Source organism: Bradyrhizobium sp., from assembly GCF_049512235.1.
GTDB lineage: Bacteria > Pseudomonadota > Alphaproteobacteria > Rhizobiales > Xanthobacteraceae > Bradyrhizobium.
In genome coordinates, this window is the sequence record NZ_JBEKXH010000036.1 from 1 (window position 1) to 24,645 (window position 24,645).

At 63.4% G+C, this 24,645-nt stretch carries 26 protein-coding genes and 1 pseudogene; 9 read left to right on the top strand and 18 right to left on the bottom strand.

Going from position 1 to position 24,645, the window contains the following annotated elements:
- Nucleotide 1 precedes the first annotated feature (1 nt).
- A complete protein-coding gene (locus ABSG20_RS05440) occupies nt 2-1,492 on the bottom strand; it encodes a DUF1800 domain-containing protein (RefSeq protein WP_423863472.1) in 1,491 nt (496 codons plus the stop codon).
- Nucleotides 1,493-1,716: 224 nt separating this feature from the next.
- On the opposite strand from ABSG20_RS05440, the gene ABSG20_RS05445 reads away from it, so the two are divergent.
- From ABSG20_RS05445 to ABSG20_RS05460, 4 genes are all read left to right on the top strand, one after another.
- Complete coding sequence (locus tag ABSG20_RS05445) at nt 1,717-1,968, top strand: hypothetical protein (protein ID WP_423863473.1); 252 nt, start codon at nt 1,717-1,719, stop codon at nt 1,966-1,968.
- Nucleotides 1,965-2,216: a hypothetical protein gene (locus tag ABSG20_RS05450; protein WP_423863474.1), complete on the top strand. Its 252-nt coding sequence runs from the start codon at nt 1,965-1,967 to the stop codon at nt 2,214-2,216. Before ABSG20_RS05445 ends, ABSG20_RS05450 begins: the two co-directional genes overlap by 4 nt.
- Nucleotides 2,217-2,232: 16 nt before the next feature.
- Nucleotides 2,233-2,496 (top strand): hypothetical protein, encoded by a 264-nt coding sequence (locus ABSG20_RS05455; protein ID WP_423863475.1) that lies wholly within the window; start codon nt 2,233-2,235, stop codon nt 2,494-2,496.
- A 157-nt stretch (nt 2,497-2,653) separates the two neighbouring features.
- The gene (locus ABSG20_RS05460; RefSeq protein ID WP_423863476.1) at nt 2,654-2,950 is read left to right on the top strand and encodes a hypothetical protein; all 297 of its coding nucleotides are present in this window, start codon (nt 2,654-2,656) and stop codon (nt 2,948-2,950) included.
- A gap of 41 nt (nt 2,951-2,991) precedes the next feature.
- Here ABSG20_RS05460 and ABSG20_RS05465 read toward each other — a convergent pair whose 3' ends face one another.
- Together ABSG20_RS05465 and ABSG20_RS05470 are read right to left on the bottom strand one after the other, a co-directional pair.
- Nucleotides 2,992-4,551, bottom strand: a complete 1,560-nt coding sequence (locus ABSG20_RS05465; protein WP_423863477.1) for a tripartite tricarboxylate transporter permease — start codon at nt 4,549-4,551, stop codon at nt 2,992-2,994.
- Entirely contained in the window at nt 4,548-5,021 is a 474-nt protein-coding gene (locus tag ABSG20_RS05470) for a tripartite tricarboxylate transporter TctB family protein (RefSeq protein ID WP_423863478.1), read from the bottom strand. The genes ABSG20_RS05465 and ABSG20_RS05470 overlap by 4 nt, the downstream gene beginning before the upstream one ends.
- A gap of 220 nt (nt 5,022-5,241) precedes the next feature.
- On the opposite strand from ABSG20_RS05470, the gene ABSG20_RS05475 reads away from it, so the two are divergent.
- The 3 genes from ABSG20_RS05475 to ABSG20_RS05485 all read left to right on the top strand — a co-directional run bounded on the left by ABSG20_RS05475 (nt 5,242) and on the right by ABSG20_RS05485 (nt 7,491).
- Nucleotides 5,242-5,844 carry a TauD/TfdA dioxygenase family protein gene (locus ABSG20_RS05475; protein ID WP_423863479.1) on the top strand — a complete coding sequence of 201 codons (603 nt, stop codon included), beginning with the start codon at nt 5,242-5,244 and terminating at the stop codon, nt 5,842-5,844.
- Nucleotides 5,841-6,140, top strand: a complete 300-nt coding sequence (locus tag ABSG20_RS05480) for a TauD/TfdA dioxygenase family protein (RefSeq protein WP_423863480.1) — start codon at nt 5,841-5,843, stop codon at nt 6,138-6,140. The genes ABSG20_RS05475 and ABSG20_RS05480 overlap by 4 nt, the downstream gene beginning before the upstream one ends.
- A gap of 136 nt (nt 6,141-6,276) precedes the next feature.
- Nucleotides 6,277-7,491, top strand: a complete 1,215-nt coding sequence (locus ABSG20_RS05485; protein WP_423863481.1) for a mandelate racemase/muconate lactonizing enzyme family protein — start codon at nt 6,277-6,279, stop codon at nt 7,489-7,491.
- Nucleotides 7,492-7,974: 483 nt separating this feature from the next.
- Here ABSG20_RS05485 and ABSG20_RS05490 read toward each other — a convergent pair whose 3' ends face one another.
- The gene (locus ABSG20_RS05490) at nt 7,975-8,403 is read right to left on the bottom strand and encodes a hypothetical protein (RefSeq protein ID WP_423863482.1); all 429 of its coding nucleotides are present in this window, start codon (nt 8,401-8,403) and stop codon (nt 7,975-7,977) included.
- A 112-nt stretch (nt 8,404-8,515) separates the two neighbouring features.
- Between ABSG20_RS05490 and ABSG20_RS05495 the strand changes: the two are divergent.
- Nucleotides 8,516-8,749, top strand: a pseudogene (locus ABSG20_RS05495) (efflux RND transporter permease subunit); the annotation flags it as partial.
- Here ABSG20_RS05495 and ABSG20_RS05500 read toward each other — a convergent pair.
- From ABSG20_RS05500 to ABSG20_RS05510, 3 genes are read right to left on the bottom strand one after another with little or no spacing between them, the layout of a single operon-like run.
- Nucleotides 8,677-10,230 carry a sensor histidine kinase gene (locus ABSG20_RS05500; RefSeq protein WP_423863483.1) on the bottom strand — a complete coding sequence of 518 codons (1,554 nt, stop codon included), beginning with the start codon at nt 10,228-10,230 and terminating at the stop codon, nt 8,677-8,679. The pseudogene ABSG20_RS05495 and the gene ABSG20_RS05500 overlap by 73 nt on opposite strands.
- The gene (locus ABSG20_RS05505; RefSeq protein WP_423863484.1) at nt 10,227-10,676 is read right to left on the bottom strand and encodes a response regulator; all 450 of its coding nucleotides are present in this window, start codon (nt 10,674-10,676) and stop codon (nt 10,227-10,229) included. The genes ABSG20_RS05500 and ABSG20_RS05505 overlap by 4 nt, the downstream gene beginning before the upstream one ends.
- A complete protein-coding gene (locus ABSG20_RS05510) occupies nt 10,673-11,902 on the bottom strand; it encodes a sensor histidine kinase (RefSeq protein WP_423863485.1) in 1,230 nt (409 codons plus the stop codon). Before ABSG20_RS05510 ends, ABSG20_RS05505 begins: the two co-directional genes overlap by 4 nt.
- An 854-nt stretch (nt 11,903-12,756) precedes the next feature.
- Here ABSG20_RS05510 and ABSG20_RS05515 point away from each other — a divergent pair.
- Nucleotides 12,757-13,926 carry a Gfo/Idh/MocA family protein gene (locus tag ABSG20_RS05515; protein WP_423863486.1) on the top strand — a complete coding sequence of 390 codons (1,170 nt, stop codon included), beginning with the start codon at nt 12,757-12,759 and terminating at the stop codon, nt 13,924-13,926.
- Here the strand turns inward: ABSG20_RS05515 and ABSG20_RS05520 are convergent.
- From ABSG20_RS05520 to ABSG20_RS05570, 11 genes are all read right to left on the bottom strand, one after another.
- Entirely contained in the window at nt 13,916-14,911 is a 996-nt protein-coding gene (locus ABSG20_RS05520) for a branched-chain amino acid ABC transporter permease (RefSeq protein ID WP_423863487.1), read from the bottom strand. The two genes, ABSG20_RS05515 and ABSG20_RS05520, sit on opposite strands and share 11 nt — an antisense overlap.
- A complete protein-coding gene (locus ABSG20_RS05525; protein WP_423863488.1) occupies nt 14,908-15,762 on the bottom strand; it encodes a branched-chain amino acid ABC transporter permease in 855 nt (284 codons plus the stop codon). Before ABSG20_RS05525 ends, ABSG20_RS05520 begins: the two co-directional genes overlap by 4 nt.
- On the bottom strand, nt 15,763-16,467 hold the full coding sequence (locus ABSG20_RS05530) for an ABC transporter ATP-binding protein (RefSeq protein WP_423863489.1): 705 nt from the start codon (nt 16,465-16,467) through the stop codon (nt 15,763-15,765).
- A gap of 5 nt (nt 16,468-16,472) precedes the next feature.
- Nucleotides 16,473-17,198 (bottom strand): ABC transporter ATP-binding protein, encoded by a 726-nt coding sequence (locus tag ABSG20_RS05535; RefSeq protein WP_423863490.1) that lies wholly within the window; start codon nt 17,196-17,198, stop codon nt 16,473-16,475.
- A gap of 6 nt (nt 17,199-17,204) precedes the next feature.
- On the bottom strand, nt 17,205-18,515 hold the full coding sequence (locus ABSG20_RS05540; RefSeq protein ID WP_423863491.1) for an ABC transporter substrate-binding protein: 1,311 nt from the start codon (nt 18,513-18,515) through the stop codon (nt 17,205-17,207).
- A 125-nt stretch (nt 18,516-18,640) separates the two neighbouring features.
- Nucleotides 18,641-20,266 carry a benzoylformate decarboxylase gene (mdlC, locus tag ABSG20_RS05545; RefSeq protein WP_423863492.1) on the bottom strand — a complete coding sequence of 542 codons (1,626 nt, stop codon included), beginning with the start codon at nt 20,264-20,266 and terminating at the stop codon, nt 18,641-18,643.
- 123 nt (nt 20,267-20,389) lie between these two features.
- A complete protein-coding gene (locus tag ABSG20_RS05550; RefSeq protein ID WP_423863493.1) occupies nt 20,390-21,187 on the bottom strand; it encodes a Uma2 family endonuclease in 798 nt (265 codons plus the stop codon).
- A 72-nt stretch (nt 21,188-21,259) separates the two neighbouring features.
- Nucleotides 21,260-22,111: an HTD2 family dehydratase gene (locus ABSG20_RS05555; protein ID WP_423863494.1), complete on the bottom strand. Its 852-nt coding sequence runs from the start codon at nt 22,109-22,111 to the stop codon at nt 21,260-21,262.
- Nucleotides 22,108-23,262 carry a CaiB/BaiF CoA transferase family protein gene (locus tag ABSG20_RS05560; RefSeq protein ID WP_423863495.1) on the bottom strand — a complete coding sequence of 385 codons (1,155 nt, stop codon included), beginning with the start codon at nt 23,260-23,262 and terminating at the stop codon, nt 22,108-22,110. Before ABSG20_RS05560 ends, ABSG20_RS05555 begins: the two co-directional genes overlap by 4 nt.
- A 9-nt stretch (nt 23,263-23,271) precedes the next feature.
- Entirely contained in the window at nt 23,272-24,441 is a 1,170-nt protein-coding gene (locus ABSG20_RS05565) for an acyl-CoA dehydrogenase family protein (RefSeq protein WP_423863496.1), read from the bottom strand.
- 27 nt (nt 24,442-24,468) lie between these two features.
- Nucleotides 24,469-24,645 (bottom strand): cytochrome P450 (locus tag ABSG20_RS05570; RefSeq protein ID WP_423863497.1); only part of this gene is annotated, 177 nt, incomplete at its 5' end.

Genomic DNA, 24,645 nt, shown 5'->3' on the forward strand with positions numbered 1-24,645 from the left:
CTCAGCGCATGAACTCGGGCGACGACAGAAACAGCGTATTCCAGTCCTGCGGCGAGATCGCCTGATCAAGTGCTGCCAGCGTGGTCGGGCCCAGGGTTTGCCGCAATCCGTTGAAGTAGAGCGCGTTCGCAAGCAGCGGAAAGGCCGGCTGATCGACCGCGCCCGGGCCTTCCGGCTTGAACAGCCCTGACGAAGACGAGCCGATCTGCCGCGCGATCTCGAACCGCACCATCATCTGGCCGGGGCCGTTCCAGGACGCCGAGATCAGCGAATAGCCGTCCGGCGTGTCATGATTGAACAGGCCTTCGCCGAGCCGGTTGAGCCAGTTCTGGATCGGCTGCGCATTCAGGATCACCTTGTCGTCGTAGGCAAGCCGCACCGCCGAGAGCACATATTGCATGGGATCCTTGAATTTGGCGCCGGACTTGAGCACGGCGGCAAATTCCGGCGCATGAACCATGGTGGCCAGCACGGCGGCGATGTCGCCGTCGGATGTCTTGAAGGTTTGCGCCATCCGCGCCACCAGGGGCTCCGGCGGATTATCGGCGACAAAATAGGTCGCAATCTGCCGCGCCAGATGCGTTGCCGTCGCCGGGTGGCGCACCAGGATGTCGATCGCCTCGTCGACTTCCGCCAGCCCGCGTCCCTTGATGGTGTGACCGAGGAAAGTCTTGTCGCCGTAATCGTGCCGGGCCGGATTGAATTCGAACGCACCCTCGCGCACCAGCTGCGATTGCAGCTCCGGCTTGAGTTTGGGATCTTCCGCTCTGAGATCGATGCCGACGCCGGTCAGGATGCGCGCCAGCGCCTCGACATCGGCTTGGCTGTAGCCCGCGCCGACCCCCATCGTGTGCAATTCCATGATCTCGCGGGCGTAGTTTTCGTTGATATGGCCGCCTGCATTGTCGGCATTGTCCAGATAGCGCAGCATCGCCGGGTGATACAGCGTGGCGATCAGGAGATCGTGGAACTTGCCGAGCGCAAAGGGGCGGATCGCACGATCCTGGTAGTCGCCGACCAGGATGCGAAGATTGGCCTTGTTTTGATGCACGTTGAAATGGTTGAACCAGAACCAGGTCATGCGCTCGCGCAGCTGGTCGGGCGCATAGAGCGCGCGCAGGATGCCGCGCGAGGCCGCCTGTCGCGCCCGCTCGCTCATGGCCTGTTGGAAGGCCTGCTGCGCCGATTTCCTCTGGTCCGGATCGGCGATCTGGTTGGCGGCCTTGCCTTGCGCATCGAACGCGACCGCGATGTCGAACGGAAATTTACGAACGTCCGCCATGGCCTCGATCGCGGCTCGGACGGCGTCCGGCAATGCCTCATTGGCCGCGGGATGCAATTGTTCGGCAAGCCAGCGATCGGGCCCGACCGCCTGCAGATGCAGCGCGCTCGAGGCGTTGATCCCCCAGGTCAGGCGGTCGAGCAGCGCCATGTCGTGGGGGCTCAGCTCGGCGGCGCCGGCCGCCGCGGCGCCAAGCAAGGTAGCGACCATGACCCACGCAGCTCCTCGCAGCCTGGCCGTCAGCCGGCCATGGAAGGATCCTTTCCAAAGTCTTGGTTCCATCATCGATCCAACTGCCTATCTGCCGCTCAATCTGACCGAGAGGGTCTGAATGGCTTCTGAACGAATCGCACGGAATATGGCAGAATCGATGTTCCATTCGAGCGCGGGTCCGAAAGGGCCGGAACAAACCAGCCGACAAAGTCTTATTCGGCATGACCGATGATCCTCTCGAAGACATTCTCGCGCCTGCCGTGATCGAACGGGCCATGGGCATTTACGAGAGCCTTGCCGAGCGCCAGCACGCCGATATCGTGCAGGCGCGCAAATTGCTCACCCCTTACGTTTTCGGCCTGATGGGCACCGGGGAGACCAGCGGCCATCGGCTGACGGTTGCAGGATTGGCCTACCTGAAACGGCGCGAACGCGAGCGCCGCGCGGCCAGGCGAAGGCCACGCTGCCAATGAAAATACGCAGGCATTCAGAAAGCCATCTGGTCGAACTTGACGACGGCTCGAAGTGGCAAATCTTTCCAGGCGATCTCAGTGTCACGCTGAACTGGCAGCCCGACACCGTGTTGAACCTGGTGCGCATCGTTGACGATGCGAGTTCTCACGCGCTCGTCAACGAAACCGACAACACGCGGGTGCGGGTGCTGCCGCTGCATGAAAACTGGTCGGTCAAGGACGTGAGAGACATTCTACGCGACGGTTAAGGTATGCCACGCCCGGGTGAATGATGCGATGAAGCAAACATTGAGAAAACCAAGACTGGAGCTGCCCGAAGAAGCACGGCCGAGGAACGCCCTGCGCGCCGACATCGCTCCCGCGAACGGTTACGCGATGGTGGTCGACGGACATTTCAAGAAACAGTTCGCCGACGCCCCCGCCGCCAAAAGGGCCTGTGCGGAGCTATTGACCAAATACCCCGTGCTGCGGGTTGAGATTTACGACGCCTCAGCCAAGGTTCGAAGCTTGGTCGGCAACGACCCGTGATCGGTATTCCCGCGCGTTACAGGCCGATTTTGGCCGAGTGCTCGGCAAATACTGCCGGGGCTGGCGCTTGACCACGCCAGCAGCCAGTTGATTTGTAACACATTTTTAACTGGCCCGGCGTTTGCTTTGAACCCGGTAGGGCCCGTGGAGACTGATCATGTCGCGCCATCACATGCTGCCGCCGATCGTATATACGCCGCAGCCAAGACCGAGAAAGATCGAAACTCGAAAGAGCCGCCAGCTGCGATCGGCGGGGCAAATCAGTGATGCCGCCGATGTCGATGAAGCCGAAGAGACAAACGGGCTTGGTTCGTCGGCGCCGCTGACCAGAAAGCCTGCACTGCAGACGCAAATGCCGATCGAAGGCTCCGAACGGAAGCCGCCATCGACGCATGGCCCCTTGAGCGAAGGCACGCTGAGGGCGCTTCTGGTGGTGCAGGAAGTGGCCCATTAGGATCCCGGCCCGTCGCCAACTCCGGCCAATCCCGCCGTCGGCTACTCCGCCAGTTCCGAATAGGGCGTCTCCGGCAGCGCGGCCTCGATAGCCCTTTCCTCCGCGACAAATTTCGGCTTGCGCAGCCAGACATAGATCTGGGCTGTGATCAGCACCACGCAGATCAACAGGAAGAACGCGCTGATCGGACGCTCGATGAAGGTCATGAGATCGCCGCGGGAGATCAACAGGCTGCGCCGGAAGTTCTCCTCGAAACGCGGTCCAAGCACGAAGCCGAGCAGGATCGGCGCGGGATGGAAATCCAGCCGCAGCAGGATGTAGCCGATGACGCCGATGACCAAAGTCTCGCCGACCTGAAACATGTCATTGTTGGCGGCATAGACCCCGATGCAGACGAAGAACATCGCGCTCGGATAGAGGTAGCGGTAGGGAATGCTGAGAAGTTTTACCCACAGCCCGATCATCGGCACGTTGAGAATGACGAGCAGGATGTTGCCGATCCAGAAGCTCGCGATCAGCCCCCAGAAGATGTCGGCGTGCTGGCTGATCAGCTGCGGCCCCGGAACGATGCCGTGAATGATGAGCGCGCCCAAGAGCAGAGCCATCACGGTGTCGCCGGGTATCCCGAGAGACATGGTCGGAATGAAATCACCCTGCACCGAGGAATGCGTCGAGGCCTCGGGACAGGCGACGCCCTCGATCGCGCCGTGACCGAACCGCTCCGGCGTCTTTGAGATCCTTTTCTCGGTAGCGTAGGACACGAACGAGGCGATGGTCGGCCCGGTGCCCGGAATCAGCGCGCACAGGCTGCCGAGAAAGGTGCCGCGGATCATCGGCCAGAACGCCAGCTTGAGATCGGCCCTGGACGGAAACATGTCGGAGATGCCGACCTTGGCGTAGCGCATGTCGACGGTTTCGGTGTTGTTGATGCTGTTCATGAACTCGGCTATGCCGAACATGCCGAGCGCCAGCGCGATGATTTCGACACCGTCGAACAGTTCGGTGATGCCGAAGGTGAAACGCGGCTGTCCGGTCTCGATGTCGGAACCGACAATGCCGACCAGAAGGCCGAGCACCGTCATCGCGATGCCCTTGAGCGGCGATCCCTTCGCCAGCGTCGAACCCGCCAGCAGGCCTACCAGCATCAGCGAACAGACCTCGGCGGGCCCGAATTCGAGCGCCATCTTGACCAGGAACGGCGCCAGGAAAATCATTTCGGTGATCCCGAAGGAAGCGCCGATGAAGGCCGCGATGATGGTAATGCCGAGCGCGGTGCCGCCCTTGCCCTGCTTGGTCAGCGGAAATCCGTCGAGGCAGGTCACCGCGTGCGGCGGATGGCAGGGCAGATTGAGCAGGATCGAGCAGATCGCCCCGCCATACTGGGCGCCATAATAGACGCCGGACAGCATCAGGATGGCGGGCACCGGCGCCATCCCGAAGGTCAACGGCAGCAGGATCGAAATCGTCGCGACCGGCCCCATACCCGGCAGCACGCCGACCAGGTTGCCGACCAGCACGCCGAGGAAGCAGTACATCAGATTGTGCGGCTCGAGCGCCACGCCAAAACCGTACCAGAGATCGGTAATCGCCGTCGCGATCACAGGTTGACCCCGCGCAGCAGGGGGAAAGGAATGCTCAAGAGGTAATGGAACAGCAGCACGCCGAAGATCGTGACGCCGGCCGCCAGGACCGCCGACGATTTGACGGTGCCTGTTTTATCCCCCAGCGCGCAGACAAAGACGCAGGCGAACACCGCGGGAATCATGCCGCCATACTGGCCGAGGATGATGAACAGGATGGGACCGCCGATGATGCAGAGCCATCCGAGCCATTGCGGGTTATCAGGCAAGAACCTCTTGTCGTCGGGTTCGGACGACGCCAACGCGGTGCCGGCAATCAGGATGCCGAGGAAGGCCAGCACGATACCCAGCACGACCGGCATGAAACCCGGCCCCATTCTGGCGAGGCTGCCGAACTTGTAGCCGCTGCCGGTGACAGCGGCGCCTACGCCGAGCAAAAGCATCAGGGCGCCGGCATAATAATCGCGCTTCGGCGTCAACTTGCCCTGCAACAACGTCCTCCCCGAGTCAGTTCCAAAGTCGGTTTTCAAGTCGGTTATTGCGATGGTTATTGCGGCCGCTTTTTTGAACGGCGAACCCTACCTGCCGCGGCCGGACCTGTCGATGTATTCCGGAAGGCCGGCCATGCATCAAGAGACCGGGACGCCTGACCTTAACCTTGAGAATTCATGCCCAGCAGTTATACAGGCAGAATACAGGGAGGACTGGCCGATGGACATCGTTCCCTTAGGCCCGGCATTTGGCGCCGAATTGCGCGGCGTGACGCTTTCAGATGTCGCCGCCGACGATGCCGCCTATGCGGCCGTTCGCGCGGCCTTCGAGCAGCATTCCGTCCTGGTGTTGCGCGACCAGGACGTGACCGACGAGCTGCAACTGGCCTTTTCGCGCCGCTTCGGCCCGCCGGAGGTCACAAAAGTCGGCACACTGGGAACCGGCTCGCATTTCGTCATTCTCTCGACCATCGGCCCTGACGGCAAGGTGGTGCCGCCGGACCACCGGTTGTCGCTGCGCAGCAAGGCCAACCAGCTCTGGCATACCGACTCCTCGTTCAAGCCGGTGCCGGCGCTGACCTCGATCCTGTCGGCGCGCATCATCCCAGCGCGTGGCGGCGAGACCGAATTCGTCTCGACCCGGCTGGCGTTCGAGCGGCTCGACGCGGCGATGCGCGAGCGGCTGGAAAATTCCTTTGCCTGGCATGACTACGCGCATTCGCGCGGCCAGATCGCACCCGATCTCGCAAGCTCCGAGGAGCGCGCGGCGCTGCCGCCGCAATGCTGGCGCAATGCTGGCGCATGGTGTGGAAGAATCCGGTGAATGGCCGCGGCGCAATCTATCTCGCCTCGCACGCTTATGCGGTCGAAGGCATGGATGCAGCGGCGGCAACCGCGCTGATCGACCAGCTGATGCAGGCTGCGACCGCGCCCGGCGCGAGCTACCTGCACCCCTGGCGCAAGGGCGACGTCGTGATCTGGGACAACCGCGCCACCATGCATCGCGGCCGGCCGTGGCCGGCACATGAAGCGCGGCTGATGATCCGCACCACGATCTCCGCCACCTCCGCCGATGGCCTGGACGCCATGCGCATGCCCTCTTCGCAGGCGGCCGAGTAGAGCCGCCCGCGCTTCGCAAGCGGTTCTATGTTGCCCGCACGCCGTTTGCAGCCGGATATCCGCTATGGTGCCGCTGCGAGCGGGCACGCCGGCCCGGCGCGCTCCCGACCGTCGGCAACGAAAACAAGGAAACGCCATGACGAAGAAATCAAGCGTAACAAGCGTCGACCTCCTGTCCTGCGACGCCGGCTGGCGCAACTACCACTTCGTCAAGCTCACGACCGAGGATGGCATCGTCGGCTGGAGCGAATTCGACGAAGGGTTCGGCTCGCCCGGCGTCGGCGCGGCGATCGAGCGGTTGGCGGCGCGCGTGGTCGGACAGAATGCGTTTGCGCACGAACGGATCTACGCCGAGCTGTTCGCCGCGACCCGCCCGGCGGCCGGCGGCATCATCGCGCAGGCGCTCGGCGCGATCGAAAACGCCCTGCTCGACGCCAAGGCCAAGCTGTTGGGGGTGCCGGTCTACGAATTGCTCGGCGGCAAGATCCGCGATCGCATCCGGGTCTACTGGTCGCATTGCGCCACCTGGCGCATCAATCACCCCGGCTGGTACAAGCCCGCAATATCCGATCTCGACGGCGTCAAGGCGATCGGGCGCGAAGTCCGCGAGAAAAAGTTTACCGCGCTGAAGACCAACATCTTCACCTATGACGAAGGCAAGCCCAGGGGTTGGCGGCCCGGTTTCGGCTCCCCGTTCCAGCCCGAGATCAACGTCGACCGCCAGGTACTGCGCGATCTGCGCATGCATCTGGAGGCAATCCGCGACGGCGCCGGGCCCGACGTCGATATCCTGCTCGACCTCAACTTCAACGCCAAGACCGAAGGCTACCTGAAGATCCTGCGCGCCATCGCCGATCTCGACATGTTCTGGATCGAGATCGACAGTTTCAGCCCGGAAGCGCTCGGTTATATCAGGCGGCAAAGCCCGCACCCGATCTCATCCTGCGAGACGCTGCTCTCCTTGCGCGAATTCCTGCCCTATTTCCGCGAGCAGGCCATGGATGTCGCGATCATCGACACGCCCTGGAATGGCGTCTGGCAATCGATGAAGATCGCGAGTTGCGCCGAGGCCCACGAGGTCAATGTCGCGCCGCATAACTTCTACGGCCACCTCTGCACCATGATGAACGCCCATTTCAGCGCCGCGGTGCCCAACCTGCGCATCATGGAGACCGATATCGACCGGCTGGCCTGGGACCATGAACTGTTTACGCATCAGCCCGAATTCGAAGACGGCTACCTCGTGATGCCGGACCGGCCGGGCTGGGGCACCGAGCCCAACGAGGAAGGTCTTCGGGCGCATCCGCCCAAGAGCGTCGGCGGCTTGCTGAATTATGGCCGGAAAGGCTAGCTCGCGTTTCCTAGACCAGCGTTTCCGAAGTTCTGATCATATCGAAGCTTGCGAAGCTGCGCTCCCTCTCCCGCGCTCTTCGCGCGGGGGAGGGTCGGGGTGGGGGCCAACGCAGGTGGTATCTATGCTGAGGCACCCCCACCCCACCCTCCCCCGCGAAGAGCGGGAGAGGGAGTGAGAGGCCAATGCTCGTGGCCTGAAATGATAAGTTTCACGGAATCGCTCAACTACGCTTTCGCTTGGGGGGAAAGGGAGCCCACCGTCTACGCGGCCAGCGTCCGGGATACGAGTTCTAGAGCTAGCGCGTATGAGGGGCGCCCCTACGTCATTTCGATCCTGTAGGGGCAACCCTTGTGGTTGCCCTCGTTCGGCGCCCCGCATCGAGCCAATTTCATCCAAGCGGGTCGGCCGAAACGCGCAATGACGGTGGCAATGTCCTCATCCCAGGTTTCGTGTTCGTAAGTAGCTCCAGCTCTCTTAACCTTACGGGATATAGAGTTCTTTCGCCGCGTTGAGGGCGCGGGTGCAGCCGGAACGATTGCCCTGTGCATCATACTGCTTCGCACGGGCCAGGGCCGCGGAAAATCGCAACTTCAGGCGCCGGTCGGCCTGGTGCACGGATCGAGGCGTGGGCTGATGGCCAAGCTGCGCATCGACCGATTGAGGGGCTGTCAATCCGCCGAGCGGATCGCCCGCCGATTGTTGAACGGTTGCTTCAAACTGCGAGATGTCGGCGCTGCAGGGCCCGGCTTGCGCCATTCCCGCGTTCAGCCAAAGCGCTGCGCCCGCAAAGAACACTGCCGGTTGAAGTCTTCTGGAAAAGCTCATTGGCGCGGATAAGCGTGACATGGTTGGTCCAGGCTCATGGCTGAGATGGTTAAGTATGATATTCCCTGCGGCGGCCGCCTGCAATTGGTCGTTCGCCTACCGCCGTGTCTACGGCGTCGAGGTCGAGGTCGGCGCGTAGGATGGGTAGAGCGAAGCGATACCCATCAACTGCGGTCTGAGAACATGATGGGTTTCGCTGAGGGCTCAACCCATCCTACGAACTCAACTAGGAACGGGCTCGGAAATCCGCCAGCCGCTCGGCTACGCGATCGTCGGCGGTCTGCTGGTTTCGCAGGTGTTGACGCTGTTCACCACGCCGGTCGTCTACATCTACATGGACCAGCTCAGCCTTTGGCTCTATCGCCGGTCGCGCGCGCGCTCGGCTGCCACAAACGAGGACGAAGTCGCCTCGACGGGCAGCGTGAACTGAAAGGTCGTGCCCCTTTCCGGGTTGAGGCTCGCCCACAGATGGCCGCCATGCGAGTCGACGATGCGCCGGCTGATGCACAGTCCCATGCCGGTGCCTTGCGGTTTGGTGGTGAAGAATGCATCGAAAATGCGCTCGGTTTCATCGGGCGAAAGCCCGATGCCGGTATCGCTCACCGAGATCAGCAGTTGACCATCCGCGGTCGTCTTCGATGCGACGGTCAGTCTGCCGCCGGTTTCCTGCATCGCCTCGACGCCGTTGAGCATGAGGTTCATCAGGACCTGCTGCAGCTGGACGCGATCGGCCGTCGTCGCCGGAAGCTCTGGATCGAGGTCGGCCCCGATCGAGACCGCGTTCCGCTTGGCCTTTTCGACCAGCAACACGGTCATCTCGCGAACGATTTCGTTGAGATCGACCGATTCCCGCTCCGGCGTGCCGCGCCGGTAGAGCGAGCTGACGCGGTCGATGATGCCGGCGGTGCGCCTGACGTCCTCGACCATTGCCGCGGCCGCCTCCATGGCCTGCGGCAGGTCCGGTGGGTCGCGACGCAGCCATCGCGAGCAGGTCTGGGCGTTGGTGGACGCAGCCGAAATCGGCTGCTTGATTTCGTGGGCGAGCGCGATGGCCAACTCTCCCATCATGCTGACGCGGCTGATGTGGGCGAGATCCGCCTCGAGCTGGCGCAGTCTTTCGCGCTCCTGTTCGGCGCGCTTGCGCTCGGTGACATCCATGATCGCCCCGACGAAGACGAAACTCTCCGGATCTTCGCCGCTCGAGGGATTGGCCACGGCTCGAACGTATTTGACCGAGCCATCCGCCATCAGCAGGCGATGCTCGGCGGTAAACCCGCTCCGCTCGATCGAGGCGCGCTCGATGATCTGGCGCAGGCGCATGCGGTCGTCGGTCTGGGTTCGCTCCAGCACCAGCTCAATGGTCGGCTCGACCGTCGGCTCGCATTCGAATATGCGAAAAGTCTCGCTCGACCAGTAGATCTTCCCGCTCGCCGGGTCCCAGCCGAAGCTGCCGGTGCGGCTCAATCGCTGCGCCTCCGCCAGATACATCTCGCTGCGGCTGAACGCCGCCTCGGCCTTCTTGCGCTCGGTGCGGCCGTGGGCCTCGCGCAGCGCGCGCCGGACCGAAGGCACGAGCCTCGACAGCCGCGATTTCACGACGTAATCCGTGGCCCCGATCTTGAGCGCTTCGATCGCGATTTCTTCGCCGAGCGAGCCGGAAACGAAGATGAAGGGCAGATCGGCGCGGGCATCGAGCGCCAGCCGCAACGCGGTAAGCCCGTCGAAGGAAGGAAGCTTGTAATCGGCGAGAATGAGGTCGATGCGGCCGTCGTGCAGGCCGGCGACGAACTCGGCGCGCGTCTGGGCGCGCGTTATTTCGCAGACGATATGATCGGCCTCGAGCAGCTCCAAAATCAGCTCGGCGTCGTGGCTGTTATCCTCCAGCAACAGAATCCGCAGCGGAGATGTCACTTCTGCACGCTGCCCGGCGGCGACTCGTTGATGACCGCCCAGAAGATGCCGAGTTCCTTCACCGCGTTGACGAACTCGTGAAAATCGACCGGCTTCACGACATAGGCATTCACCCCGAGGCTGTAGCTTCTCATCATGTCCTTTTCTTCGTTGGATGACGTCAGCACCACCACGGGAATCATCTGCAGGCGCGGGTCGGACTTGACCTGCTGCAAGACCTCCAATCCGCCGATCTTCGGAAGTTTCAGATCGAGCAGCATGACCGCGGGATTGCCGGCGGGGCGCGTACTGAATTCCGCCCGGCAGTAGAGGTAGTCCAGGGCCTGCTGTCCGTCGCGGGTCACCACCACCTCGTTCGCCAGGTTGTAGTCGGCCAGCGCCGTCAGGGTCAGCTCGACGTCGTTGGGGTCGTCCTCGACGATCAAAATGCGTCCCAGCGTGGTCATGGCGCGATCGCCGTCCTTTCCCCTGCAGCTCGGGCTTTCGGAAGCGAGAAGGTGAAGGTCGCGCCTTGATCCACCGCTCCCTCGGCCCAGACCTTGCCGCCATGGCGGTGAACGATGCGCTGAACGGTGGCCAGTCCTATTCCGGTGCCCTCGAACTGTTCAGCCAGGTGCAGACGCTGAAAGACGCCGAACAGCTTGTCGACATACTGCATGTCAAAGCCGGCACCATTGTCCCTCACGAACACTTCGACCTCTTCATCGCGGTCGACACAGCCGATCTCGATTTCGGCCGGCTTGCGCATGCGTGTGAATTTGGTGGCGTTGGAAACAAGGTTGACGACGACCAGCTTCAGCATGGAACGGTCGCCGTAACAGACCGGAAGCGTGCCGATCTTCCAGGCAATATTGCGGCGCCTGGTGTCCTGCCCGATTTCAGCGACCACGTCCTTGACGAGCTGCTCCAGGTCCACCTTCGTCGCTCTGGTCTCGGCCCGCCCGATCCTGGAAAACGCCAGCAGGTCGTCGATCAAATTGCCCATTTTTTTTGCCGAGTCGAGAATCGTTCGTATGAACCTCTGACTCTTGTCGTCGAGCAAAGACGAGGCCTGTTTCTGCAGCAGCTCGGAGTACCCGACCATGTGGCGAAGCGGCGCCCGCAGGTCGTGGGAGACGGAATAGGCAAAAGATTCCAGTTCCTTGTTGCTGGCTTCGAGCTCCGCGGCCCGTTTGCCGAGCTCCTGGTTGAGTTTGCGAATCTCGTCCTCTCGATGCCTGCGCTGTTCCACTTCGACCTGAAGCTTGTCGCGGGCTTGACGAAGGTTGTCCTCGATCCGGCGTCTGACAGCGCTGAACGAGGCGACAATGGCGGCCCAGGCGACGAAAATGAGAAAGTAAGGAAGATCTCTGGTGGAAATGCTGAGGGAGTAAAGCGGCTCCGTGAAGAAGTAGTCGAAGCTGGCCGAGGACAACAGAACGGCGAGCACCGAAGGCCCGGCTCCCGCGTACCAGGTGGTGACGGCAATCGCCAGCGTGAGAACCGGGAGCTCCACGTCCCGGAACTGGTAATGCTGGAATGCGAACGCCACCCCAAGCGCGATCGCGACCGATACGACGGCAAAGCCATAGCGCAGGACCGGCGAGTGGATTCTCTGAAATTCCTGGTTCCAGTACGCCAAGCCGAGCCTCACTCCGACAGGGGTGGGTTGTTCCGCAAGCTCGGTCATCATGACCCTTTTCGTCGGATGGCTCGTCTTCGGACGGCTCGGCCGGGAGCGGGCGCAACGCGCCGGTCGCGGCGGCCCCGGCAAAGGACCAACGCCATGTCCTGATCAAGGGCGCAGGCCGGGCGCTTCATCCCGGGGATCCCCGGCCGCGGCGGCCGCTCGATCGCCGGCCTACCGATCATCCCAGATCCAGCCACGCCCCGAGCCCGACAACGCCTGGCGACCATGTTCGGCACATTCGGCAAGGATGCTTCGACTTCGGCACGTATTCTTCGACGGCCTCTACGCTACAGCATCATCGGCCGGCCCGCCATTCGAAAATCGCCCCGATGCCGCCCGTGCAGCGCGAGCTTTGCCGTTGATGAGCGCCGGTCAGTCGGTTGGGCCTGCCCGTGCGGACCAACCGAGCCAGCCCCGCCTTACGTGCTGGTGAGACGGCTTTCATCAGTTCGAAGTGACGCCTCGATGATGTCATTGGTTTTTGCAACCGGCTGGCGCGCTGTGGAAGCACGCCACGGGTATGGCGAGAGGGAAGTGAGGAAGGCAGGCTCTTTCACTCCCTCCCCCCGCGCAGCGGTGGGGAGGGTGGGGTGGGGGGCGTCTCCGGAGACACCGGCGCTCGTTGGAGCGCCCCCCACCCCTGACCCCTCCCCACCATCCGGCTTCGCTGCGCTACGCCGGACGGGGGGAGGGGAGCGCACCGCGCACGCGGAGAGAGCCGCAAGGCGAGAGGGAGTTCACGGCCATTGCGTGAACACATGTCGCCCGCCGAGGCCGTCTTTCGCGCGGTGTCGCGCGTACCGCGATTCAACTGGCTATAATGGGCTCATGACCAACGGCTATGGGGAACGGGCGCAATGGCGAAGATCAGGATCGGTCTGGTGGGATGCGGCTTCGTCTCCGAGCTGCACATGCACGCCTATAGGCGGGTCTACGGCGTCGAGGTCGAAGTCAAAGCCGTCGCGGCGCGCGGCGAGCAGGTCATCGATTTCGCCAGAAGGCACGGCATAGCGGCGGCCTACCGCAGCTTCGGCGAGTTGATCGCCGATGGCGGGATCGACGTCGTCGACATCTGCACGCCCCCCAACCTGCATGCCTCGATGATCGTCGCGGCGATGCAGGCCGGCAAGCACGTCATCTGCGAAAAGCCGTTCGCGGGCTATTTCGGCCGCGACGGCGACGCCGCGCCCATCGGCAAGCATGTGCGCAAGGCCCTGATGTATGAGCGCGTGCTGGAGGAGATGGAAAAGACCTCTGCCGCCATCAGCAACACCGGCAGGCTCTTCATGTATGCCGAAGACTGGATCTACGCGCCGGCGGTGACCAAGACCGCGGAGATCCTCAAGGCCACCGGGGATAAGATCCTGTTCATGAAGGGCGAGGAGAGCCATAGCGGTTCGCATGCGGCGCACGCGGCGCAATGGGCGATGACCGGCGGCGGCTCGTTGATCCGGATGGGATGCCATCCGCTTTCGGCAGTGCTCTATCTCAAGCAGGTCGAGGCGAGAGCGCGGGGCGAGGCGATCCGCGCGGCCAGCGTGACCTGCGACGTCGGCAACCTCTCGGCCTGCCTGCGGCCGGAGGAGCTGACCTTCATCAAGGCCAGACCTGTCGACGTCGAAGACTGGGGCGCGCTCACCGTCACCTTCTCCGACGGCACCAAGGCTGTCGTGTTCTCCGGCGACATCATCCTGGGCGGCGTGCGCAACCTGATCGAGACCTATACCAGCGGCGGCGCGCTGTTCGCCAACATCACGCCGAACACGCACCTGATGAGCTACCAGACCAGCGAGGAGAAGCTTGCGGGCGTCTACATCACCGAAAAGGTCGATCGCAAGACCGGCTGGCAATATGTCTGCCTCGAGGAGGAATGGACGCGCGGCTACCAGCAGGAAATCCAGGATTTCATGGAATGCGCAGCCACCGGCCGGCAGCCGCTGTCCGGCCTCGCTCTGGCCTTCGAGACCATCAAGCTCAACTACGCCGGCTATTGGGCCGCCGAGGAGGGCCGTCGCATCACATTGTGATGCGATCTTGCGCCGCGGCCGCTTGGGCTGGCGCGCGGCGCGGCAGCTTGATGCGCCGCAAGGTGCCGACAATGCCTTGCGGCATGAAGATGATGCACAGCACGAGCAGGATGCCGTAGATGGTGTTGGCGGCGCCGATGAAGCTGGTGCCGAACCACACCCGCAAGCCTTCCGTGAGCAGGAGCGTCAGCAGCGCACCGACGCTCGGCCCGAGCAGCGAATAGACCCCGCCCGCAATTGCCGCGAATACGATCTGCAGCGATACCGCGATGCCCGAAACCGTGTCGGGATTGAGGTACATCACGTATTGCCCGTAAATCGCCCCGCCGATCGCGGTCAGCGCGGCGCTGATCGCGGTCACCCGTATCTTCTCGCGCATCACGTCGATGCCGACCGAAGCCGCGGCGTCCTCGTCTTCCGATATCGCCTCAAGCGCCTCGCGGCCGATGCCGCGGTCGATCCGGTGCCAGATCAGAAGCCCGGCCAGCCAGAGCAGCACGGCGATGAAGTAGAAATATCGCTTCTCCGGAAATTGCAGCGCGTACCACGAATGCCCGGCGGCCTTCGGCGTGAAGCCCAGAGAACCGCCGGTGACGTCGCGCCCGGCGATGAGCGAGAGCAGCACCACCTGGCTCAGCGCCAGCGTCACCAGCGCAAAATAGTGCCCGACCACCTTGCGGCGGAAGCACGGATAGCCGACGACCACGGCCAACAGCACCGCGGCGATGACGCTGATGGGAATGCCGAGCCAGGGCGTCAGGTCGCAATAGTTCCACAACAGCGCCGGCCCATAGGCCCCGACCCCCAGGAAGGCGCCGTGGCCGAACGATACGAAGCCGAAGCGGCCCATCAGCGCCCACGCCGTATAGATGAAGGCCCAGATCAGGATCTGGATCATGAGGTGAAGGAAATAGCCCGGCGCGACCGCGGGCAGCGCCAACAGGATCGCGCCGCCGGCAACTAGCCATACGCGGGTCCCGCTCATGGCGCGAACAGCCCGCGCGGCCGGATCAGGATCAAACCGATGAAAAACGTGAAAGCGAACACATAGGAGAGTTCGGTGCTGGCGTAATAGCCGCCGATCGCGATGATCTGGCTGACGACAAAGGACGCGACGTAGCCGCCGATCATGTTGCCGAGCCCACCGAGGACGCAGATCATGAAGATCACGGGGCCGAAGGTGTTGCCGATGAAGGGATGCACATCATATTGCAGCGCCAGCAGGCAGGCTGCCAGGCCAGCCAGCGCCCCGCCGATGGCCGACACCAGGAGATAGATGCGGCGCTGATCGATCCCCATCAGTCCGACGATCTCGCGGTCCTGCGCGATGGCGCGGATGGCGATGCCGACATAGGTCCGCTTGAGGAAGAGATAGAGCGCGACCGCCCCGATCAGGGCGACCGCAAATGCGATCAACCGGGCGAAGCTGACATAGATGCTCGCGATCTCGATGACCGGCAGGCGCACGCCGATGTTGCGGAAATCGGTCCCGAACAGCAGCGTCGCAAAGCTTTGCAGGAAAAACAAAAGCCCGCCGGTCGCCAGCAGCTGATTGACCGGTGCCGAATCGAGGACCGGGGCGATGATCAGAAGGTGAACCAGAACGCCAAGGCCGGAGATGGCGGCAATGGCGACGACAAAGGCGAGCGGCAGCGGCACGCCAAATTGGGCATAGAGGAAATAGACCGCATACATGCCGCACATGACGATGTCGGCATAGCAGATCCACACCACGTCGATCACGCCGAAGATCAGGTTCAATCCGAGCGCCAGCAGCGCCAGCACGCCACCGAGCAGAACGCCGTTGATGATCGCCTCGAACAGGTAGATGTCCATCTATAGCCCCATATAGGCCGCGCGGATGAAGCTGCTGCCTTTCAGCTCGGCGGCGGTTCCCGAAAGCTTGATGGCGCCGGCTTCAAGCAGGTAGGCGCGATCGACGACCTCGAGCACCTGCTGGACGTTCTGCTCGACGATCAGAACCGTGAGGCCCTCGGCGCGAATCCTCTGCACCAGGTCGAACACCTGCCGCACGACCAGCGGCGCAAGTCCGGCGGACGGCTCGTCCATCAGCAACAGCTGCGGTTTCGACATCAGCGCGCGGGCGATCGCGCACATCTGCTGTTCGCCGCCCGACATCGTTCCGGCAAGCTGGGTGCGGCGATCCCTGAGCCGCGGAAACAGGTTATAGACCCAATCGAGCTGCCCGGAGAAACCGGCGCGGGCCGAGGGAATGAACGCACCAATGCGCAAGTTCTCCTCGACCGACAATCGCGGAAACAGGCGCCGGTTCTCCGGCACGTGCGCAATGCCCAGTTCGACGATGCGGTGCGCCGGCAGGCCGCCGACCGGGCGCCCCTCGAGCGTCATGGTGCCTTCGCGCATCGGGAGGATGCCGGAAATAACCCGCATCAATGTCGTCTTGCCGGCGCCGTTCGGACCGATGACGGCGACCGCCTCGCCGCGCGACACCTCGATCGACACGCCGAACAGCGCCTGAAACGACCCGTAGCCGGCGGAGACGGTGGCGAGCGAGAGCATATGCGTTAGGCCTGTGCCTTGCCGAGATAGACCTCGATGACGCGGGGATCGGCCGCGGCCTGTGCCGGTCTGCCTTCGAAAATCTTCTCGCCGTGATCGAGCACGATGACGCGATCCACGACCCGCATCAGCACGCCCATGATGTGCTCGACCCAGACGATCGTGATGCCGAGCCGGCCGCGGATATCGCCGAGCAGATGGGCGGCACGCTCCATCTCGGCGGGGTCAAGGCCGCCGAGACTTTCATCGGCGAGCAGCAGCTTCGGTCCGGTCGCGAGCGCGCGCGCAAGCTCGAGCTTTTTCAGGGCGGCGGCGCCCAATCCGGCGGTCGACGCCGTGGGATCGACCGCCAGATCCACCATGTCGAGCACTTCCGCCGCCCGGCGTTGCGCCTGCCCGCGCGAGATCCTGCCGGCTTCGCCATAATAGGCGGCAAGCGCGACATTCTCGATCACCGACAGCCTGCGGAACGGTCGTGGGATCTGGAACGTCCGCCCGATGCCCTGACGGCAGATCGTGTGCGCGGACTGGCCGCCGATCTCCTTGCCATTGAAACGGATCGAGCCGGAGTTGGGGCGCAGATTGCCCGCAATCAGATTGAACGTCGTGCTCTTGCCGGAGCCGTTCGGACCGATCAGGCCCAGAATTTCGCCCGCACGCACCTCGAAGGAAACCTGGTTGACGGCCAGGAATCCTCCAAAGCGCTTGACGAGGCCCTCAACGGCGAGCATCGCGATCTATGCGGCGTAGATCGAGGATTTCGGCAGCGGGAAGATCGGGTCCTGCGTCCGGATAATGGTCGGCCAAACCACCGAGATATGCTCGCCGGCGTTTTGCATCACCACCGGCGTCGAGCGCTCGTTCTGGCCGGAGAGCGGCGTGCCGGGCGGGAAGAATTTCACGCCATAGCCCTGGATGGTGCCGCCCGGCGGGATGTCGACGTCGAGCGCCGCCTTGCGGACGGACTCGGGATCGAAGCCGCCGTATTTCTCCTTGGCGGCGGGCAGTACCTTGTCGAGCAGGACCCAGGTCTGGTTGAAGCCCATGGAGCAGTGCGGCGGAACGTCGGTGGCGCCGGTCTTCGCCTTGTATCGCTCGACCATGGTCCTGGTGAGATCGCCGATGCCGGGAGCCAGCTTCGAAGGGTCGAGCAACTGCGCCGGCACCGGATCGATATTGCAGAAATTGTCGATGTCCTTGCCGAAGGTGGCGCGCAATTTGTCGAGTTGGCTGTAGCCGGCACCGGCGCCGAACAGCATCTTGAAACGAAGACCGTTCTCCCGGGCCTGGCGCAGCAGCAGGGTGATGTCGGGATTGTATCCGGCGTGCGAGATCACATCGGCGCCGGAGCGCTTGATCTTGGTCACGAGCGCGGAGAGGTCGGGCGCGGATGCCGAATAGCCCTCCTTGAGCACGACCTGGAGGCCGGCCTCCCTGGAATAGGCCTCGTCGGCGGCGGCGACGCCGACGCCGTAGGGGCCGTCTTCATGAATCAGCGCGACCTTGACGTCCTTGGGCTCGATGGCGAGCTTGGCCTTGGCGTGTTCGGCGATGAAGCTCGCGAAGGCCTGGCCGTACTGATCGGAGTGGATCTGCGCACGGAAGACGTAGTGCAGGTTCTTGTCCTTGAACACGGCGGTCGCGACCGCGGTCGTGATCCAGAGGATTTTCTTCTGCTGCTCGGCCTTGGCCGCAAGCGGCACCGCATGGGCGCTGGAATAGACACCGTCGATGATGTCGATCGTCTCCTGGCTGATCAGGCGCTCGACCTCATTGATCGCAACGTCGGCCTTGCTCTGTGAATCGGCCTTGACCGGCGCGACCTGGTACTTGCCGCCGATGCCGCCTTTTTCATTGCAGAGATCGATCGCTATCTCCGCGCCGACCGCGGAGGCGACCGAGCCGCCCGCCGCGAACGGACCGGACAAATCGTAGATCACGCCGATCCGCACCGTTTCGGCTTGCGCTTGCGCGCGCGTCCAATCCAGGGAAAATACGCCTGCGGCGGCGGCGGTGCCCTTCAGCAGCGTCCTGCGTGAGGTCGGCATGGTACTCCTCCCCGATCAACCATCGTTTCACGACGGATTTCATTACTAATTTTTGCAGCGGAGTATTCAGAGCATGGGGGGCAAAGTCAACATGCGGCCATTCGGATAGCCGACATGCCGAGGCCTCAATTCTTCTGCGCGTAGAGCAGTGGCACCGCCGAATCCACCATGACTTCGATCAGGCCGGTGCCGTCATGCGCCAGGCTGCGCTGCAGCGCCGGCGCGAGCTCCGCCGATTTCGTCACCCGCATGGCGTCGCAGCCCATGCCTTGCGCGATCCTGACAAAATCGATGCCGGGCAGATCGAGGCCGGGGACGTTGCGCACCTGCATGACCTGGCTGAACGAGCGCATCGCGCCATAGCCCTGGTTGTTGATGACGACAACCGTCAGCGGTAGTTTTCGCTGCGCCGCGGTCCACAGCGCCTGGATCGAATACATCGCCGAGCCGTCGCCGATCAGGCAGACGGTCCGGATGCCCGGCCGGCCAAGGGCCATGCCGACCGCGGCCGGCAGGCCGTAACCGAGGCCGCCGCTCGTCATGGTGTAAAAACTGTCCTGGCCGCGCATCGGCATGTACCTGTGCATCGCCGGGCGATGCGAGGGGGCTTCCTCGACCAGCGCGGCGTCATCAGGCATCGCGGACGACAGCGTATGCAGCAGAAACTCGACCGGGATCGGATCGGCGGCAACCGGCGCGGGCGGCAGCGCGCGGCCCACGGGGATCGCGCGTTTGCTTAGGGGCAGAATTTCGAGCAGCATCGACAAAGCGGGTTTCATGGTGGCGACGATGCTGGTGCCGACAGGCGTTACCGCAGCCGCGGTTGGATCGTCGGTGATCTGGAACAGCGTCGTGGCGCCGTCGAAAATCGCGGCGTGGCCCTCGACGTGAAAGGTGAAGACCGGCGCGCCGATCACGACCACCAGATCATGGCCGCGCAAGGCTTCCGACACCTGCGCCGGGGAAGCATGAAGAAAACCCTGAAATTGCGGATGACGTTCCGGAAAACTGCAGCGCGCCGAAAATGGGCTGACCCAGACCGCGGCCTTTGCCTTCTCCGCAACCTTGACCATGAGGTCGACGGCCTCCGCGCGGTCGATGCCGGGGCCGACCACGAGCGCAGGCTGCCGGCTTGCGGCGAGCGCCGCGGCGAGCCCCTTCATGGCCTGGGGATCGGGGCCGAGTTCGCGGCTGATGTCGCGGGCCGCGACCGGTTGGGTTTGATGGGTCCAGTCGTCGATCGGCACCGAGACAAAAGTCGGCCCGCAGGGCGGCTGCATCGCGACATAATAGGCCCGTGCGATCGCTGCCGGCACGTCCTCAGCCCGGGCCGGCTCGACGGCGAATTTGACATAGGGCCGCGGGAATTCGGAGGCGCGCTCGGCGTAGAGAAAAGCCTGCAGCGGCAGGATGCTGCGCGCCTGCTGGCCGGCGGTAATCACCATCGGGGTCTGGTTGCGGTGCGCGGTGTAGATGTTGCCAAGCGCGTTGCCGACACCGGCGGCGGAATGCAGATTGACGAAGGAGGCGTTGCGGGTGGCCTGGGCATAGCCGTCGGCCATCCCGATCACGGAGGCCTCCTGCAGGCCCAGCACATAGTCGATATCGCCGGGCCAGTCGCTCAGGAACGGCAGTTCGGTCGAGCCGGGATTGCCGAATATTTTTGTGATCTTGAAGGCGCGCAAGAGATCGAGCGTGGCGTGCTTGACGGTGATGGGGGATGTCGTGCTTTTTGGCTTGCGGGATGACACGGTTGAAACCTCAATTTGCGCCCCTTGTGGGCGCCTTCCGCCGTATCGCGCGATCGGAGCTAGTTGCGGCAGGGCGGCCCCTTGTGGGGAACAGAGTGCTTGCATCCGCCCCACACAATGAGATCAACTCGGATGAAAGCCGCCCGTCGGTTCGTCGGTCTCGGCGAAAGGGTCGACAAGTCTGGGCTTCGGTCTGAATTCCAACCCACTGTAGATTTCCCGCAAGTCGAGACAGACGTTCAGCTTCTTGAGTTCGACCACGGCTTCCAGCCCCTTGAGCACGACATTCTTCCAGAGCCTATCGTCGTCCCGCGAATAAAGATGCACGTTCGGGCTCTCGGTATCCACGAACAGGATGTAGTCGACTGACGGCACAGACTGATATTCCGCGAGTTTGACCGTCACATCGAAGCCGCCCGTCGTGGGGGACAGCACCTCCACGATCAGCGACGGCTTGTCGGCTGTTATGGAATCGTCGTCAGGCCTCCCGCAATCGACGCCCAGGTCAGGCATCCTCCGGGTCGAGGAGGACGTCACGACATAGGTATCGCCTGTGAAGGTCTGACACGGACCTCCGTTGATCTGTAAATGGGTGGCGGCCGTCAGGTTCACGACGATCCGGTCATGCCTGCGGCCGGCTCCAGCCATCATCACCACCTCGCCGTCGACCAGTTCGTACCGCTCCTCCCGCCCCAAAATCCAGGCGAAAAACTGTTCCGGCGTAATTCTCGTGATGGTCGACAGCTGCATGGCACTTATCAATAACATCGGTGGCTGCCAGCGACAAGCTGCGGCACCCGCCCGGTAGCTGAGCGTGGCTGTGGAATGATGATGCGGCCAGTCCTTGACCCGAGCCACAAACCGATGCTTCACCGGGGTGATGTGAAAGGTGTCGGTGTTACGGTCATAATGGCGGATCACGATCCGCCCTACGAACCAGCAATCCCAGCGCGAAGCCCGGATGGGTTGGAGCGAGCATTGTAGACCAAGATCTCACCAAACCGCGCTGCCCTTCATGGTCGGCTGGCCCGCTGCATTCGCGGTCCATAGCTCCATGCCGGCCTCCGTTTCATCGGCATTGATGCTGAACTCGCTGCCTTCGAACAGCGGCAGCACGCCGCGATAGCCGAATCGTTTCGGTGCCGTGCCGCGCAGTTTCGCGGCGAACTCCACCAGGAAGGCCGCCTGCATCGGGCCGTGGAAGATAAGGCCGGGATAGCCCTCGACCTTGGTCACGTAATCGCGGTCGTAGTGAATGCGGTGGCCATTGAAAGTCAGCGCCGAATAGCGGAACAGCAGCACGGGGTCGGCCATGTGGCTAACGCTGTGCTGCGCCGGTGGCGGCGCCGCCGCCGGCTTGGCGGCCGCCTGCGGCTGCGGTGTCGTCATCTCCCGATAGACGATGTCCTGCCGCTCCCTGATCGCGGTGCCGCGCGGCGTCGCGATCACGTGCTCGACCGAGACAAAACACAGCGGGCCGGTAGAGCCGGTCTTCATGGTCACATCCGCGATGCGCGAGGTGCGCACGGCCTCGTCGCCGACGCGCAGGGGTTCGAAGAATTCCAGCTCGCCGCCGGCCCACATCCGGCGCGGCAGCGGCACCGGCGGCAGGAAGCCGCCGCGCGTCGGGTGGCCATCCGGCCCGAGTTGCGACATCGGATAGACCGGCTGCGCCAGGCACCAATGCACGGTGAACGGGGCGGCATCGCCCGGCTTGGGCGCGCCGATTTCCATGAACAAAGTGGCGCGCAGGCCTTTTACCAGCTGGGCGGTGACGATGTCGGAGGCCTCCTCGGTGCGGCCGATCCATTGCCGCAAATGGTCGAGATCGATCTTCCCGGTCATGACGATGGGGTCCCGGCGGCAGCGGCTTTGGCGCGATCGGCATGCTCGCCGATCCCGCGATCGGCATGCTCGCCGATCCCGGGCACGGCGCCGTATTGGCGCGGCTGATCGACGAAGATCGCAGCCGGCGCGGGATAGCTCACCGGTCCTGCCGGCGTGGCCACCTCGATGCGGCGCAGATGCGGGTGCACGGCAAGATCGGCCATGGTGTTGACCTCGGCAAAGGCGATATCGGCATCGGACAACCGCTTCAGCAATTGGTCGCGGCTCATGGTCGCAAAAATATCGCCGACGGTCTTGTCCGTGAGCTCACGGTTGCGGACGCGCTCGACCATGTTGGCAAACCTGACATCCCCGGGCAGATCAGGCTGGCCCAGCACATCGGCGCATAATTTTTTCCATTCCCGCTCGCTCTGGATCGAGATCAGGATGTCCCTGCCATCGGCCGAGCGGAATACGCCGTAGGGCGCGATCGATGGATGGGCAAGTCCCATCCGTTGCGGCGGATTGCCGGCCTCGGCATTGAGCAGCGGCACCGCCAGCCAGTCGGCCATGACGTCGAACATCGATATCCGGATGTCGGCGCCGCTGCCGTCGCGCGAGCGGGCGATCAAGGCTTCGAGGATGGCGGCGTGCGCGGTGGCGCCGGTGGCGATATCGACGATCGACAGGCCAACGCGCGAGGGGCCGTCCGCACCGCCGGTGATCGAGGCGAGCCCGCTTTCGGCCTGGATCAGGAGATCGTAGGCCTTGCGATGGGCGTAGGGGCCGTCATCGCCATAGCCCGAGATGGTGCAGCAGATCAGCCTTGGATAATCCCGGCACAGGCGCGCCGGCGCAAAACCGAGTTTTTCCATCGAACCCGGCTTGAGATTCTGAAGCAAAACGTCGGCACCCGATATCAGCACTTCGAGGCTCTGGCGGCCTTGCTTGGTGGCAAGATCGATGACCACGGAATCCTTGCCGCGATTGAGCCAGACGAAGTAGCTGCTCTGGCCTTTCGCCGCCGCATCATAACCGCGGGCAAAATCGCCCTCGGGCCGTTCCACCTTGATGACATCGGCGCCGGCATCGGCCAGCCGCGAACTGCAGAAGGGCGCAGCGACCGCCTGTTCGACGGCTATCACGGTCAGTCCCTGAAGTGGCAGCATCTGATCTTCTCAGTAGGAGCGGGGCATGCCCAGCACGTGTTCGGCGAGGTGGGACAGGATGAGATTGGTCGAGATCGGCGCCACCTGGTAGAGCCGGGTCTCGCGGAATTTGCGCTCGATGTCGTATTCCTCGGCAAAGCCGAAACCGCCATGGGTCTGGACGCAGGCGTTCGCCGCCTCCCAGGAGGCGTCGGCGGCCAGCATTTTTGCCATGTTCGCCTCGGCGCCGCAATCGAGCCCGGCCTCGTATTTGCGCGTGGCCTCCCGCACCATCAGCTCGGCCGCGCGCATCGCCGCATAGGCCTTGGCAATCGGAAACTGGATGCCCTGGTTCTGACCGATCGGCCGGCCGAACACCACGCGTTCCCTGGCATAGGCCGACGCCTTGGCGATGAACCATTTGGCGTCGCCGATGCATTCGGCCGCGATCAGGATGCGCTCGGCATTCATGCCCGAAAGGATATAGCGAAAACCCCGGCCTTCCTCGCCGATCAGGTTTTCGGCAGGCACCCTGAGATCGGTGAAGAATACTTCGGTCGTGGAGTGGTTCATCATGGTGCGGATCGGGCTAATCGAGAGCCCGTTGTTCTTGGCCGCCTTCATATCGACGATGAAGACCGACAGGCCGTCGGTGCGCTTTCTGGCCTGCTCTTTCGGCGTGGTGCGCGCCAGCAGGATCATCAGGTCGGAATATTCGGCGCGGCTGGTCCAGATCTTCTGGCCATTGACGATATAGCCGTCGTTGCCGTCGCGCCTGGCAAAGGTCTTCAGCGAGGAGGTGTCGGTGCCGCTGGTCGGTTCGGTGACGCCGAAGGCCTGCAGCCGCAATTCCCCGCGGGCGACCTTCGGCAGCCATTTGGCCTTTTGCTCCTTGCTGCCGTGGCGCAGCAGCGTGCCCATGGTGTACATCTGGGCATGACAGCCGCCGCCATTGCACCCCGAACGCTGGATCTCCTCGAGGATCGCGGCGGCCGCCGACAGTTTCAGCCCGGCGCCGCCATATTCTTCGGGAATCAGAACCGAGAGATATCCGGCCTCCGTCAGCGCATCGACGAACGCCCTGGGATAGGCCATCTCGCGGTCGAGCTTGCGCCAGTATTCGCCGGGGAATTGCGCGCATAGTTTGGCGACGGCGTCGCGGATGTCGGCATATTCGTCTTGCGGTTCTGGTGCGGTCATTGCAATTACCACCAAGCGCGGCCACCGTCAGGCTGGTATGCGCACCGGCAGGGTCTCGTAGCCGCGCACAAAACTGGAATAGACCCGCCGGGGTTCGCCGACCACCTCGATCCGGTCGAATCGTTTCAGCATCTCCTGCCACACGATTCTGAGCTGCAGCTCGGCGAGCCGCATGCCGACGCAGCGGTGAATGCCGAAGCCGAA

Excerpts from the sequence above, each read along its gene's own strand:
- ABSG20_RS05530 (WP_423863489.1), bottom strand. The coding sequence starts at position 16,467 with ATGCTCTCGCTCGCCACCGTCTCCGCCGGCTACGGGTCGTTTCAGGCG.
- ABSG20_RS05520 (WP_423863487.1), bottom strand. The coding sequence starts at position 14,911 with ATGAGCGGGACCCGCGTATGGCTAGTTGCCGGCGGCGCGATCCTGTTG.
- ABSG20_RS05510 (WP_423863485.1), bottom strand. The coding sequence starts at position 11,902 with ATGATGACCGAGCTTGCGGAACAACCCACCCCTGTCGGAGTGAGGCTC.
- ABSG20_RS05450 (WP_423863474.1), top strand. The coding sequence starts at position 1,965 with ATGAAAATACGCAGGCATTCAGAAAGCCATCTGGTCGAACTTGACGAC.
- ABSG20_RS05535 (WP_423863490.1), bottom strand. The coding sequence starts at position 17,198 with ATGCTCGCCGTTGAGGGCCTCGTCAAGCGCTTTGGAGGATTCCTGGCC.
- ABSG20_RS05485 (WP_423863481.1), top strand. The coding sequence starts at position 6,277 with ATGACGAAGAAATCAAGCGTAACAAGCGTCGACCTCCTGTCCTGCGAC.
- ABSG20_RS05555 (WP_423863494.1), bottom strand. The coding sequence starts at position 22,111 with ATGACCGGGAAGATCGATCTCGACCATTTGCGGCAATGGATCGGCCGC.
- ABSG20_RS05525 (WP_423863488.1), bottom strand. The coding sequence starts at position 15,762 with ATGGACATCTACCTGTTCGAGGCGATCATCAACGGCGTTCTGCTCGGT.
- ABSG20_RS05565 (WP_423863496.1), bottom strand. The coding sequence starts at position 24,441 with ATGACCGCACCAGAACCGCAAGACGAATATGCCGACATCCGCGACGCC.
- ABSG20_RS05475 (WP_423863479.1), top strand. The coding sequence starts at position 5,242 with ATGGACATCGTTCCCTTAGGCCCGGCATTTGGCGCCGAATTGCGCGGC.
- ABSG20_RS05505 (WP_423863484.1), bottom strand. The coding sequence starts at position 10,676 with ATGACCACGCTGGGACGCATTTTGATCGTCGAGGACGACCCCAACGAC.
- ABSG20_RS05560 (WP_423863495.1), bottom strand. The coding sequence starts at position 23,262 with ATGCTGCCACTTCAGGGACTGACCGTGATAGCCGTCGAACAGGCGGTC.
- ABSG20_RS05540 (WP_423863491.1), bottom strand. The coding sequence starts at position 18,515 with ATGCCGACCTCACGCAGGACGCTGCTGAAGGGCACCGCCGCCGCCGCA.
- ABSG20_RS05445 (WP_423863473.1), top strand. The coding sequence starts at position 1,717 with ATGACCGATGATCCTCTCGAAGACATTCTCGCGCCTGCCGTGATCGAA.
- ABSG20_RS05440 (WP_423863472.1), bottom strand. The coding sequence starts at position 1,492 with ATGGTCGCTACCTTGCTTGGCGCCGCGGCGGCCGGCGCCGCCGAGCTG.
- ABSG20_RS05460 (WP_423863476.1), top strand. The coding sequence starts at position 2,654 with ATGTCGCGCCATCACATGCTGCCGCCGATCGTATATACGCCGCAGCCA.
- ABSG20_RS05515 (WP_423863486.1), top strand. The coding sequence starts at position 12,757 with ATGGCGAAGATCAGGATCGGTCTGGTGGGATGCGGCTTCGTCTCCGAG.